The organism is Cellulophaga sp. 3_MG-2023, from assembly GCF_030546975.1.
Taxonomy (GTDB): Bacteria; Bacteroidota; Bacteroidia; order Flavobacteriales; family Flavobacteriaceae; genus Cellulophaga.
The window spans coordinates 378,795-392,367 of sequence record NZ_JAUOPS010000001.1 but is presented as its reverse complement, the minus strand read 5'-3'; the positions used below and the strand labels follow the sequence as shown (position 1 = coordinate 392,367).

Here is a 13,573-nt window from a genome sequence, read left to right as displayed (position 1 = left end):
TAAAAAAAGACACAAATGAAACACTTATTAATTGCCTTAATTTTTCCATTACTATTTGGAACAACTTCAACCAACAAAGTTATTGGAGATGTAGAATGGAGCACAGATTACGAAACGGTTATTAAAAAAGCCAAAAAAGGAGATAAAAACATTATACTTTATTTTACTGGTAGTGATTGGTGTGGACCTTGCAAAATGCTTAAAAAAGATTTGTTTGCAACTGAAGAATTTAAAGAAATTGCAAAGCACTACGAGCTGCTTTATATAGATATTCCTAGAAATAACGATTTACTTACAGAAAAGCAATTGAAACACAATATGGATTTAATGGCTAAATATAATAAAAAAGGAGTTTTTCCTAATTTAAAAGTACTGGATAGTAAAGGTAGGGAAAAAGGAGCTTTACACGGCTATAGTATGAACGGTGAAGTACAACACCACATTAAGTTTTTAAAAAAATATATGGATTAAAAATCCTTATATAAAAAAAGCAAATTAAAGCCTTCAATTAATTTTGAAGGCTTTTTTTATAGATCAAAATAAGCCTGTTTTATATATTAGACTAACACTTAAATACTTTAATACTAAATATAAAGCTTACACATTAGTTAATGTAGCAGTAACTAATTAGGTTAAAAAACTAAATAGTAATAAAGTTATATGTAATATAATTACTAAAATAAAGAATAGCTTTATGTATTAAAAAGCAAAAAGGCTTTCAAAATTAATTGAAAGCCTTTTGTTATTATTTAATAATTAACTTTAATAGTTACCTATTAGTTGTTAATTAATCTAAATTCAGTTCTTCTGTTTGCTGCGTGCTCTCTTTCAGTACAAGAAACACCGTCTTTACATCTGTTCTTTAATTTGTTTTCACCGTAACCATTAGCTACTAATAAGCTAGAGTTTATACCTTTAGAAATTAAGTAATCTGCAACAGATTTAGCTCTTTTTTCAGATAAACTTTGGTTAGATGCATTATTACCTCTTGCATCTGTATGAGAAGCAATCTCTAATTTAACACCTGGGTTTTGCTTTAAAACTGGCATTAATCTAGAATCGATAATACTTTTAGCTGCAGGAGTTAAAGTAGAGCTACCTAAGTTCCAGTTAATAGGTAAAGCTTGGTATTGTACTAAAGAACACTCAACTTCGCTCCAAGTAGTTAAACCACCTTTTTCCTTTAATACTTCTTTTGTAATTGTTTTAGTTACAGCTGGTACAGATACGTTTGTAGTGTAAGCATCTTTATCTAATACAGTTTTAGTAATTTCTTTGTACTCAGCAGGAATAACAGTTTCTACAACAGAAGGACCAGAAATTAATACTGTTTTCTTGTAAGTTGCGTTTCTTGATCCAATTGGAGTTTTTGATACAGAAGCATCTGCACCTAAAACCTGAGTTTGAATAGTTGTAAATTCTGCTGGATAACCTTTGTAACACCAGTATCTACAATCATCTGGGTTACCAGAAGCACAATCAGGAGCAGAAGCACCTAATTCCCATACTGCATAAGCAGGTTTAACTTCTACAGTTTCTGAGCTAGGGTTAAAACTAGCTGGTGTAATGCTAATAGTGTTACCACCTTCTTTAGCTACATAAGAAATTGTTTCTGTACCCCATTTAGCAGGAACTACTTTTAACGTCTTACTTTCATCTTTTATTAATACACGCTCTGTAACAGTCTTAAAAGTTGCTGGTACTGCCTTTAATACAGAATATGCAGGCTTAGTAGTAATTGTAATTGACTCATTTACGTAAACATCTGGAGTAGTACAACGTACATAACATTTACCTGGTTCTGGATTAGTTGGCAAGTCTTGAGCCATTGTAACAGATGCAGTCATAACTGCAAATAAGAATAATAATTTTTTCATTTTTGGTTAATGTGTTTAATTAATGTTAAAATATGTTAAATAATTATACTGCAAATATAAAATTTTATGATCGATAAAACACAAAAAAGCAGACAAAATTATTAAAAATACCAGTTTTACTGATATCAACGGGTTAACAGAGGTTAATTATTGGGTAAATACATTATCTTAATTAAATCTTAAAATTAATTTAACCAACTCCTTTAAAAAAATCTTATCTTTAAGAAAAATGTGGAGTTATGATAGATATAATTAAAAAAGAGGATAACACTTTCACTTTTCGTTTAAAAACAAAGAATAATATTGTTTTGCTACAAGGGAATAGTTTTAATAGTAAGGAAGAAATAAATAATACTATAAAAGAAATAAAGCCGTCTATAAACAGTTTAAACGTTTTTGAGCGCAAAACAGCTTACAACGGCAAATTTTTATTCAATTTAAAAAACCTGAACGGTAAAATTATAGGTAAAAGTCAATTCTACTCTTCTGAAGCAGGAATGGAAAATGGTATAAAAAACTTAAAAAATAGTTTTTTATCAATTTAATAAACTTATAAATGTTTTAAAATAGACAAAAAGGAATTATGCATGCTATCTGTATAATCTAAATGCGTTACTATACGTAGTTTACCTTGTCCCATTCCTATAATTTCTATATTGTTTTTAAGTAGTTTTTCTAAAAATTCTTCTTGGGTAATTTTAGTTTCATCAATAGCAAAAATTATAATGTTAGTTTCTATTGGTTCTACAGATTTTACAAAATCAAGATTTGTTAAAACCTCTCCTATTTCTTTTGCTTTTGTATGATCTTCTTGTAAACGCTCTATATTATTATCTAAGGCATAGATAGCCGCTCCTGCCAAATAACCAGCCTGTCGCATACCGCCACCAAATAGTTTACGCACACGTATTGCCCTTTGTATATCTGCGTTAGAGCCTACTAAAACAGAACCAACAGGACAACCTAAACCTTTACTTAAACAAACACTTATAGTATCAAATAAATCTCCGTATTGCTTTGTAGTCTCTCCTTTGGCTACTAAAGCATTCCATAAACGAGCACCATCTAGATGGTATTTTAAATTATGCGCATCACAAACTGCTTTAATTTTTTTTAACTCTTCAAAATCCCAACAAGCTCCTCCTCCTTTATTAGTTGTATTTTCTATACTAACTAATGTTGTTAAAGGGCTATGGTAAAAATCTGGTGGATTTATAGCTTCCTCTACCTGTTTTGCCGTCATCATACCTCTATGACCATCTACTAACCTACATGAAACTCCACTATTAAAACTAACACCACCACCTTCATAATTAAAAATATGCGCATATTTATCGCATATTAATTGCTCTCCGGGTTGTGTATGCAACTTTATTGCTGTTTGGTTAGCCATAGTTCCACTAGGAAAAAACAAAGCAGCTTCTTTACCAAACATAGCTGCCACTTTAGCCTCTAATTTATTTATGGTTGGGTCGTGTTTAAAAACATCATCTCCTACTTCTGATGCAAACATTGCTTGCAACATTTCTGGTGTTGGCTTTGTGACTGTATCACTAATAAGGTTAATCTTCATTCTTTACAATTTATATTTTTTTAATTTATAAAACATTCCATTCCTATAGGTGAACCATCTGGCATTTTAGGAGAAACTATTGTTTTAAAAAGTTCTGGATGTTTTTGAAAATATTCAATTCTATTTACAACCTCTAAGGCATAAGGCTTATTTCTATCTAAAAATTTATCTTTTAACTCTTGTAATTTAAAATTAGCTATTGCATTTACTTTTGGATGCACATTTTTACTTGCTGCTAAGTTTTTAATATAGTACAACACTCTAAAATTAATATTCTGTTGCACTTCATTTAAATAAGTATCTCTATAATTATTTTTAAATGTGTTATTTATTAGTTGATCTAGCACCTCTTGCAATCCAATTTGTTTAGCATTTAAACTTTTTTGCTGTACTAATCTAGATGCTCTCTGCGGGTGCAACAAAAATGAAAGAGTCATATCTGCAGCAGTTTCTGCAGCTGAAAAAGCATCAAAAGAAACTCCTGTTTTACCACTAAAAGATTCTCTTGTACTATTGTATCCTAAAGCTCTTGGCGGAAACAAAGACAACTTATTTTTTGGAATTGCTATTTGTTCTGCGTTTACTGTTTGTAATAAACTGCTTAAAGCATCTTCTTGTTCTTTTTTAGAAACTGTTTTTACAGTAAACTGCGAGTCGCCTTTTACAGTGTAATTATAATCTAACCCTCCTATCAATTTAGATGTAGCTTCGGTTTGGTATCTATGAAAAAAATATAGAGGAGCAAAAACATCTTCTAAAACCGAATTTGGTTGTCCGTCTTTTATATTATCAATTGAAAAATTAGAAATACCAATAGCTCTTATTTTTAAAACTTTATCTAATTCATCTGCCGCATTTGCTCCATTGTCCCAAAGATGTGCATATGCGTGCGCACCACCACTTGCTCTTGCATCCCTGTCTGATATAAACCGGTAGCCTTCTTTGTGAGATTTTTCAATAATACTTTTTAATTCTTTTTCTTCGTTTACACCGTCTTTAAAATCCGAATAAGAATAGGCTACTGCATACTTATCCCATTCTCCTATTCCTTCTGCATAAGCATTAGAAAAATCAATTGTAGAACCTTTTAATTTAAATTGAGGATGCGGATAATCCATTACAGAAGCTCTGTTATTACTACTTGCTGCAAAATTATGTGCAAAACCTAAAGTGTGCCCAATTTCGTGTGCAGATAATTGGCGTATACGTGCCAAAGCAAGTTTTAGCATTTCCTTGTAATTATCATCGTTTTTAGCAAAGGGTTTATTTGTAAGCGCTTGTGCAATTAAAAAATCCTGTCTAATTCGTAAACTACCTAAACTTACGTGTCCTTTTATAATTTCTCCTGTTCGTGGGTCTGTTACACTTGCGCCATAACTCCATCCTCTAGTAGACCTATGTACCCACTGTATAACATTGTATCTAACATCCATTGGGTCTGCATCTGCTGGTAATATTTTTAACTGAAAAGCATTTTTATAACCAATAGCTTCAAAAGCCTGGTTCCACCATTTACCACCATCTAATAATGCAGAACGTACAGGTTCTGGTGTACCATTATCCAAATAATAAATTATTGGTTCTACGGCTTCACTTATTGCTGCATTAGGATTTTTCTTTTCTAATCTATGCCTAGTAACAAACCTCTTTTTTATATCCTCTTGTACTGGAGTAGCATAATCAAAATAAGAAAACATAAAAGAACCACTACGCGGATCATAAGCCCTTTTTTTATAGTTACCATCTGGAAGTTCTATAAAAGAATGATGTTGCGCTACAGTAACCAAACTAGATGTTGGTGTTACAGAACCAATGTTTCTTCCTTTAGCTTGCCCCTTAAAAGTTAAAAATACATCAAACTCTATATTTTTAGGAAACGCTTTAATACGTTCTAAATTAAAAGCACTTTTACTAACATCTAAACTATAAGATCCTTGTGACGTATTCTTTAACGTATTAATAACACCGTGAGTGTCTTGCATAAATAAACTTGTAATATCTATTACAAATTTCCCATCTTTTTCTTCTTCTATTTTAAAACCTCCTAAAATAGATTTTGCAAAAGCTTGTTCTACAGACTGCTTTTCTAATACATTTTCTGTTAATGCCCTATATTGTAAGTTTGGTTGCACTAAAAGCAACTTACCACCTGCTCTTTTAAAATAAACTACACGAGTTTTGCCTAATTGCCCCCTATCTAAACCAATATCGTTACTACCTACACCGCTACTTAATGAGTTTACATATAAAAACTCTTTTTCTAAATCTTTAACCTCTAAATAAACCTTATCTGTTTTATTATCATAATAAAACGAAAAATAGCCAGAGTATTTTTTAAGATCCTTTTTATTACTTGTAAATTGTGCATTTACAGAGAAACAATAAGTTATCAATAATAAAAATATAGATATATGCCTCATAGGTTGGTTTTTTTTAGATTTTCTAAATTTATATAAAATAGATTGTACAACCATAGTTTAGTGCTATTTTTGCTTTTAAATTATTTTAATAAATGATAACAACAGATCAATACAAAGATCTTTTAGATCGCCTTGGTGCGTTAAGGAGGTATCTTTGACATAGATGCCAAGCTTATAGAAATAGAAAACGAAGAAGAAAAAACCCTAGCTCCAGATTTTTGGAACAATGCGCAAGTGGCCCAAGCGCAAATGAAAGTTTTACAGTCCAAAAAAAAATGGGTTAAAGATTTTGATGATGCAAAAATTCTTATTGCAGATTTAGAGGTTCTACTAGAGTTTTTAAAAGAAGGCGATGTTACTGCTGAAGAAGTAGAAAACCATTACAACAAAGCAAAAACTCATATTGAAGGCTTAGAGTTTAAAAATATGCTTTCTGATGAGGGAGATGAACTCACAGCTATTTTACAAATAACAGCAGGTGCTGGTGGTACAGAAAGTTGTGACTGGGCAGCTATGCTTATGCGTATGTACTTAATGTGGGCAGAAAAACAAGGCTTCAAAGTAAAAGAACTAAACTACCAAGCAGGTGATGTTGCTGGTATAAAAACTGTTACATTAGAAATAGAAGGCGATTATGCTTTTGGCTGGTTAAAAGGTGAAAATGGCGTACACCGCTTGGTACGTATTTCTCCGTTTGATAGTAATGCTAAAAGACACACCTCTTTTGCTTCTGTTTATGTTTATCCCCTTGCAGATGATAGTATAGAAATAGAAATTAACCCTGCAGATATAGAAATTACAACAGCACGTTCTAGCGGTGCTGGTGGGCAAAATGTAAACAAGGTAGAAACAAAAGTACAGCTAACTCACAAACCTACAGGCATTCAAATTTCTTGTTCAGATTCTCGTTCTCAACACGATAATAGAGCTACAGCAATGAAAATGCTTAAATCTCAGTTATATGAAATTGAACTTCGTAAAAAACAAGAAGCTCGTAGCGAAATAGAAGCAAGTAAAATGAAAATTGAATGGGGATCTCAAATACGTAATTACGTAATGCACCCTTACAAACTTGTTAAAGATGTACGTACAGCAGAAGAAACAGGTAATGTAGATGCAGTAATGGACGGACAAATAGACCAATTTTTAAAAGCCTATCTAATGATGATGGGACAAAAAGATGAAGATTAACAATTAGAGAATAAAAAATGATACAAATTTACCATAATAATAGGTGCAGCAAGTCTAGAGCCGGTGTTGCTTTTTTAGAAGAATCTGGTAAACCTTTTAAAATTGTAAAGTATTTAGAAAATGTACCTACAAAACAAGAACTAAAAGATATTATTAAACTTTTAGCCATTGAGCCATTAGCTTTAGTGCGTAAAAACGAGGCTATTTGGAAAGAGAACTACAAAGGTAAAGAACTGTCTAACGAAGATATTATTGATGCTATGATAGCTAATCCTAAATTAATAGAGAGACCAATAATTATTAACGGAGACAAAGCTGTTATTGGCAGACCAACTGAAGCAATAAAAACTGTAATTTAGTAACAGTTTAATTTTTGGCATTTTTATTGTTATTCATTTTAACAAACATTTAACCAAACCAGATTAAACCTTAGGGTAATTTTAAAATCTTACTAATTCAGAAAGTTATGAAAATTAATAAAATATTTTTTTATGCAACAATAGTATTTGTATTGTCCTTTTCTACTGTAGAAGCACAGTATGGCTATGGCAACGGCTATAATAATGGTTATGGAAGTGGTAGAGTTAGAAACCAAATGCCACAAACACAATCAAATGAAAAGCCAGACCCACTTACAGCAGAAGAAATTGTAGAATTACAAATGCCAAAAATTCTGGAGGTTATAGAACTTAATAGTTTTGAAGAAGCAGTACTTAGCACAACATTAACTAAATACATAAAAAAGTTTATGGAGCTGCAGATTTTAAAGCTAGAGGGTGATAAAATGAAAGAAAGCATAGAAAAATTAAAAAAAGAACAGACTGAAGAATTAAAAGCTGCACTGCCAAAAGAAAAATATGAGGCATATGTTGCTTTAGAAAAAGAAGGTTTTAAAAAAGCCAAAAAAAAGAAAAAGAAAAAAACTAAACGAAAAGAATGAAACAACTACTTTCCTTTGTACTATTATTTGCAACAGTAATCACGTACGCACAAGGTCCCAACGCACAATCTACAAATCCTAAAAAAATTAAGGTTACCGGTACCGTAGTCGATGATGAAACAGGAGATCCGTTAGAATATGCAACTTTAATATTGCAAAGTGTAAAAGACCCAGCAGTAGTTACAGGCGGAATTACAAATCAACAAGGGAAATTTGATGTTACTGCTGATGCAGGTTTATACAACATTAAAATAGAGTTTTTATCTTATAAAACTTATACTTTAAACAATCAAAACCTAAGTAAATCTACAAACTTAGGTGTTATAAAATTAGGTTTAGATGTAGAGCAGTTAGACGCTGTTGTCTTGGTTGCCGAAAAAACTACCGTAGAGCTTAGATTAGATAAAAAAGTTTATAACGTAGGTAAAGATTTAACTGTAAAAGGTGGTTCTGTTACAGATGTTTTAAACAACGTACCATCTGTAGATGTAGATGTAGAAGGCGCTATTAGTTTACGTGGTAATGAAAGTGTTAAAATATTAATTAACGGTAAGCCATCTGCCCTATCTGGTTTAGACAATGCTGCATTAAAGTCGTTACCTGCAGATGCTATAGAAAAAGTAGAAGTTGTAACAAACCCATCTGCTAGATATGATGCTGAAGGTACTGCTGGTATTTTAAACATAATTTTAAAACAAAGTAAAACTGCTGGTCTAAATGGCTCTGTTTCTGCTACTATTGGCGACCCAGAACAATATGCTGGTTCTGCAAACATAAACCTTAGAAGAGACAAGTTTAACCTGTATACAAACTTAAGCTACAGAGACAGAACAGGTCCTGGTAATGCATTTTTTGAAAATGAATATTTTAATGAAGATGGAACTACTGCAAGTTTTGAAAACGAATACAGAGATTACGACCGAAGTAATAAAAACTACAATGCTAATATTGGTTTTGAATATTTTATTGATGAAACAAGCAGCATTACAAATTCTGTATTATACAGAAAGTCTAATGGTTTAGACAAAGCAAATATAAACTTCTTTAATTTTGATGGCAATATGAATCCTACCATCGAAAGACAAAGAAATACTTTAGAAGATGATGATGAAGAAACTGTACAATACTCTTTAAATTACGAAAAGAGGTTTAATGATGATGGAAACAAGTTAACTATAGACTACCAGTACTCAAGATCAGACGAATTAGAAAATGCTAGCATTCAAGAAACAGTTAGTGGTAGCACAACTAATAGCCCACTAGAACGTACAATTACAGACAACAATCAAATAAAGCAATTAGTACAATTAGATTATGTGTTGCCATTTGGTAAAGATTTTGGCTCTCAGTTTGAAGCTGGTTACAGAGGTAACTTTAACAATTACACTACTGATTATGACTTTGGTCAAGAAACAAATGGTGTATTTAACAGCAATCCAAACTTTAGTAACACACTGTTTTTTAATGAGACAGTAAATGCTGCTTATGTACAATTAGGTACTAAAATTAATAAATTTAGCCTTTTAGGAGGTTTACGTGTAGAAGATACAGACATAGAAATAGAATTAGCAGAAACTAGTGATGTTAACACTAAAAAATACACAAACTGGTTTCCTTCTGTCTTTTTAGGATATGAATTATCTGAGATGGAGCAATTTACTGTTAGTTACAGTAAAAGATTAAGAAGACCAGGTTCATGGTTTATTAACCCTTTTCCTTCTAGATCTAGTAACACAAACTTATTTTTTGGTAATCCAGATTTAGATCCAACATTTACAGATGCTTACGACTTAGGCTATTTAAAAAGATGGGATAAAGTTTTATTCAACATTTCTGGTTACTACAATCACTCTACTGGTGTTTTTCAATTTATAACACAAGAGACGGGAGATTTTGTTAGTATTGAAGATCCTGCAAACCCAGGTAGTTCTGTAGATATTCCTGTACAAGCAAGAACACCAATTAACTTAGCTACAGAAACTAGGTATGGTTTAGACATTACATCAACCTACACGCCAATGAGAAATTGGAGATTTAGCTTAAACCTTAACTTATTTCAGCAAAACGTAGAAGGTGAACATACGTATACAAATTTCCAAGACGAAATTATTACGCAGAACTTTGATGCTGAAAACTTTAGTTGGTTTACAAAATTTAGTGCAAAAATACCTTTACCTGCAGAAATAGATTTTCAAACTAACTTAACGTACAGAGGTCCTTCTAAAAATGCTCAAACAACAAGAAAAGGAATGTTTAATTCTGATTTAGCTTTAAGTAAAGATCTACTAAATGATAAGGCTACATTATCATTTAGTGTAAATGATATTTTTAATTCAAGAAAACGTAGATCAGAAAGTAGAACAGAAAACATTTTTTCTAACAGTGAATTTCAATGGAGACAAAGAAGTGTAGCACTAACTTTTACTTACAGATTTAACCAACAGAAAAATCAACGTAGTAAAGGAGAAATGAGAGATAGTGGCGGAGATATGGAAATGCAAGGGTAACACACCAACTATATAAATATAAAAAAGAGGCTGTTTTTTTTTAAACAGCCTCTTTTTTATTATGTTAATAGATTAATTTATTGGATATAAACTAAAATACAAACGTGCATTTCTATTTTTAATATTTAAAATAGGACACAAAAAAAGAGACTTTTTATAAGTCTCTTTTTTGTTTTTTATTCTAAACGCTTTGCTTTTTTAGCTTCTCGTTTTTCTTTCAGAAATTCTATAAGTGATCCGCCCAACCAATAAGGTATAACAAATGTTAATAAAAATATCATTAGCCAAAATCCTATTGTTAGGATAGTTAAAAAAGCTAAAAAACCTAAATACTGGTCAAATTCAAACATAAGTAATTTATTTTAACGGTTACAAAGATACTTGTTAAGATGAATAGAACAAATCTAAATCAAAAAAAAATAGAATTATTTTAATATTTTTATATATTTGTAGTATAAGACGTACTAATTTTACCTTAAAACACTTATAAAAAATAAGGTAAAACAAAACGTTTTAAACTAACAAACTCAACCCAATAACCTACTTTAAACTCATGCGTAAGAATATACATAATTGCCTAGTCTTTTTATATATCAATTATTAAAGACTAGCCACTAATGAAAAATATTTTATTTTTGTTTTTAGCCTTAACCACAGCTATTAACGCTCAACAAAATCAAGATAGCAACAATAATAATTCTGTTAAACTAACAGGCACAATTATAGATGCCAACACACAAAACCCTTTAGAATTTGCTACACTTATAATACAAGATGTTAATAATCCCCAATACATTTCTGGAGGCATTAGTAACAAAAATGGCAAGTTTTCTATTAATGATCTTCCTAAGGGAGAATACAATATTAAAATTGAGTATATTTCTTACAAAACATATCATTTAAAAAACTTAAAGCTTCAAAAATCTAAAAATATTGGAAGCATTAAGCTAGAGTTAGATGTTGAAGAATTAAATGAAGTTGAACTTATAGCCGAAAAAACTACGGTAGAATTAAGGCTTGACAAAAAAATATACAATGTTGGCAAAGATTTAACCTTAAATGGCGGTTCTGCATCTGATGTTCTAAACAACATACCTTCTGTTTCTGTAGACCCAGAAGGATCTATTAGTTTAAGAGGTAACAATAATGTAAAAATACTTATTAACGGCAAACCCTCTACCCTTTCTGGTATTAGTCCAGAAGCTTTAAAACAAATGCCTGTGAGCACTATACAAAAGGTAGAGGTTATCACAAATCCTTCATCTAAATATAGTTCTTCTGGTACTGCTGGTATATTAAATATTATTCTAAGAAAATCTAAAAAATCTGGTTTTAATGGATCTATTACAACTACAATTAAAGATCCTGAGTATTATAAAGTTGGACTTGCTTTAGGCTTAAAAAAGAAATTATTCAATATATTTTCTAACATCACATATACAGACAGAGAAAGACCTGGATATTCACTTTTTTATAACGATTTTTTTGATACTAATAATACTAACATTGGTTTTGAAAATGAATACAGATCATTAGACCGTAATTATAAAAATATTACTGTAAATGCTGGCATAGAGTTGTTATTAAATAAAACTTCTAGCATAACTAATTCTGTGGCTTATACAAAAGCATCGGGTTTAAATTATACCAGTATAGATTTAAATAATTTTAATGCTGTAAACAATACAACCATTAACAGAAATAGAAATACGGAGGAAGATAGCGATGAAGAAAATATACGCTACTCATTAAATTATAAAAGAAAATTTAATTTAAAAGGTCATATTTTAAGTGCAGATTACCAATTTTCTAGAAGTTATGAATTAGAAGATAGAGCTATTAATGAAGTTATATTAGACAATAACAACATTGGTTTGTTTGAAAAAGCAATTACTGACGACCACCAAATAAGTCAACTTGCACAAATAGACTATACACTTCCTTTTGGTAAAGATTATAGCTCTAAATTAGAAATTGGATATAGAGGCGTTTTTGATGACTACAAAATAGACTATACAGAAGGTTCTATAATAAATAGTCAATTCTTTAAAAACAATACATATAGCAACAATCTTGTGTATAGGCAAGATGTTAATGCTGGTTATCTACAGTTTGCACAGGGTTTTAATAAATTAACCGCTTCATTAGGAATACGTGTAGAACATACAGATGTATCTGTATTATTAACTAATTTAAATACAAAAGACGGAAAGTCATACATTAATTGGTTTCCTTCTATGTTTTTAAGTTATGAATTTACTAATACAGAAAAAATTAGTTTAAACTACAGTAAAAGAATTAAGAGACCAACAGCTGGTAACTTAAATCCTTTTCCTAATAGAGTTAGTAAAACTAATTTATTTTATGGCAATCCAAATTTAGACCCAATGTTTACAAATTCTTTTGAGTTTAATTATTTAAACAAATGGGATAAAATAACTTTTAATGGCGCCCTATTCTATTCTAAAACTGAAGACGTAATACATAACGTTTTAATAGAAACAGGAGAAACAATAGTAATTACTAATAATAGCAATACTATTTCTACACCTGTAATTGCTAAAACTAAAAGAAATATTGCAGAAGAAGATAGGTTTGGGTTAGATGCTACATTTACTTATGTTCCTATAAAAAAATGGCGTTTTTCTTTAAACCTGTTTATGTACAAACAAAACTTAACCGGTAAATATGCATACGCAGATACTAATAACCAAATGGTTAACGTAAATTTTAATGCAAACCAGTTTAGATGGACAACTAGTTTTAGTGCTAAACTTCCACTACCCTATGATGTTAATTTTCAAACAAATTATTACTATATAGGAGCAGACAACAACTCACAAACAAAAACAAATGCTTTAGACAGACTAGATTTTGCTTTTAGTAAAACTATTTTAAAAAATAAAGCTTCAATTTCTATAGGAGTTACAGATATTTTTAATGCGTACAGACGTTATTCTACTACCAACCTAGACAGCTCTACTTCGTACAACGAGCTTCAATCTGACCAAAGAAATCTTAGAGCTACACTTACATATAAATTTAATTAACATTATTTTTAATTA

The 13,573-nt window shown here is 30.6% G+C and carries 11 protein-coding genes; 7 read left to right on the top strand and 4 right to left on the bottom strand.

Features of this window, described 5'->3' with window-relative positions; translation table 11 throughout:
- Window positions 1–15 precede the first annotated feature (15 nt).
- The gene (locus Q4487_RS01550) at window positions 16–471 is read left to right on the top strand and encodes a thioredoxin family protein (RefSeq protein WP_303542625.1); all 456 of its coding nucleotides are present in this window, start codon (window positions 16–18) and stop codon (window positions 469–471) included.
- 305 nt (window positions 472–776) lie between these two features.
- Here the strand turns inward: Q4487_RS01550 and Q4487_RS01545 are convergent, their stop codons facing one another.
- Window positions 777–1,877 (bottom strand): OmpA family protein, encoded by a 1,101-nt coding sequence (locus Q4487_RS01545; protein ID WP_100896165.1) that lies wholly within the window; start codon window positions 1,875–1,877, stop codon window positions 777–779.
- A gap of 239 nt (window positions 1,878–2,116) precedes the next feature.
- Here Q4487_RS01545 and Q4487_RS01540 point away from each other — a divergent pair, with 239 nt between their 5' ends.
- Entirely contained in the window at window positions 2,117–2,422 is a 306-nt protein-coding gene (locus Q4487_RS01540; protein ID WP_100896166.1) for a YegP family protein, read from the top strand.
- A 5-nt stretch (window positions 2,423–2,427) separates the two neighbouring features.
- Here the strand turns inward: Q4487_RS01540 and Q4487_RS01535 are convergent, their stop codons facing one another.
- Complete coding sequence (locus Q4487_RS01535; protein ID WP_100896167.1) at window positions 2,428–3,450, bottom strand: low specificity L-threonine aldolase; 1,023 nt, start codon at window positions 3,448–3,450, stop codon at window positions 2,428–2,430.
- A gap of 20 nt (window positions 3,451–3,470) precedes the next feature.
- On the bottom strand, window positions 3,471–5,870 hold the full coding sequence (locus Q4487_RS01530; protein WP_303542621.1) for a zinc-dependent metalloprotease: 2,400 nt from the start codon (window positions 5,868–5,870) through the stop codon (window positions 3,471–3,473).
- 92 nt (window positions 5,871–5,962) lie between these two features.
- Between Q4487_RS01530 and prfB the strand changes: the two genes are divergently transcribed.
- The 4 genes from prfB (at window position 5,963) to Q4487_RS01510 (ending at window position 10,508) form a co-directional block, all read left to right on the top strand.
- Window positions 5,963–7,061, top strand: a protein-coding gene (gene prfB, locus Q4487_RS01525) for a peptide chain release factor 2 (protein ID WP_303542619.1) whose coding sequence is annotated in 2 segments (ribosomal slippage) — window positions 5,963–6,025 and window positions 6,027–7,061 — 1,098 coding nt in all. Because the reading frame shifts where the segments join, the coding sequence is not laid out codon by codon here.
- A gap of 17 nt (window positions 7,062–7,078) precedes the next feature.
- Window positions 7,079–7,420 carry an arsenate reductase (glutaredoxin) gene (arsC, locus tag Q4487_RS01520; RefSeq protein ID WP_100896169.1) on the top strand — a complete coding sequence of 114 codons (342 nt, stop codon included), beginning with the start codon at window positions 7,079–7,081 and terminating at the stop codon, window positions 7,418–7,420.
- A gap of 107 nt (window positions 7,421–7,527) precedes the next feature.
- On the top strand, window positions 7,528–8,001 hold the full coding sequence (locus Q4487_RS01515; protein ID WP_100896170.1) for a hypothetical protein: 474 nt from the start codon (window positions 7,528–7,530) through the stop codon (window positions 7,999–8,001).
- A complete protein-coding gene (locus Q4487_RS01510) occupies window positions 7,998–10,508 on the top strand; it encodes a TonB-dependent receptor (protein ID WP_303542616.1) in 2,511 nt (836 codons plus the stop codon). The genes Q4487_RS01515 and Q4487_RS01510 overlap by 4 nt, the downstream gene beginning before the upstream one ends.
- Before the next feature lie 176 nt (window positions 10,509–10,684).
- Here the strand turns inward: Q4487_RS01510 and Q4487_RS01505 are convergent, their stop codons facing one another.
- Window positions 10,685–10,858, bottom strand: coding sequence for a hypothetical protein (locus Q4487_RS01505; protein WP_013622269.1), 174 nt, complete (start codon window positions 10,856–10,858; stop codon window positions 10,685–10,687).
- A gap of 267 nt (window positions 10,859–11,125) precedes the next feature.
- On the opposite strand from Q4487_RS01505, the gene Q4487_RS01500 reads away from it, so the two are divergent.
- The gene (locus Q4487_RS01500) at window positions 11,126–13,558 is read left to right on the top strand and encodes an outer membrane beta-barrel family protein (RefSeq protein ID WP_303542614.1); all 2,433 of its coding nucleotides are present in this window, start codon (window positions 11,126–11,128) and stop codon (window positions 13,556–13,558) included.
- Window positions 13,559–13,573: the final 15 nt, after the last annotated feature.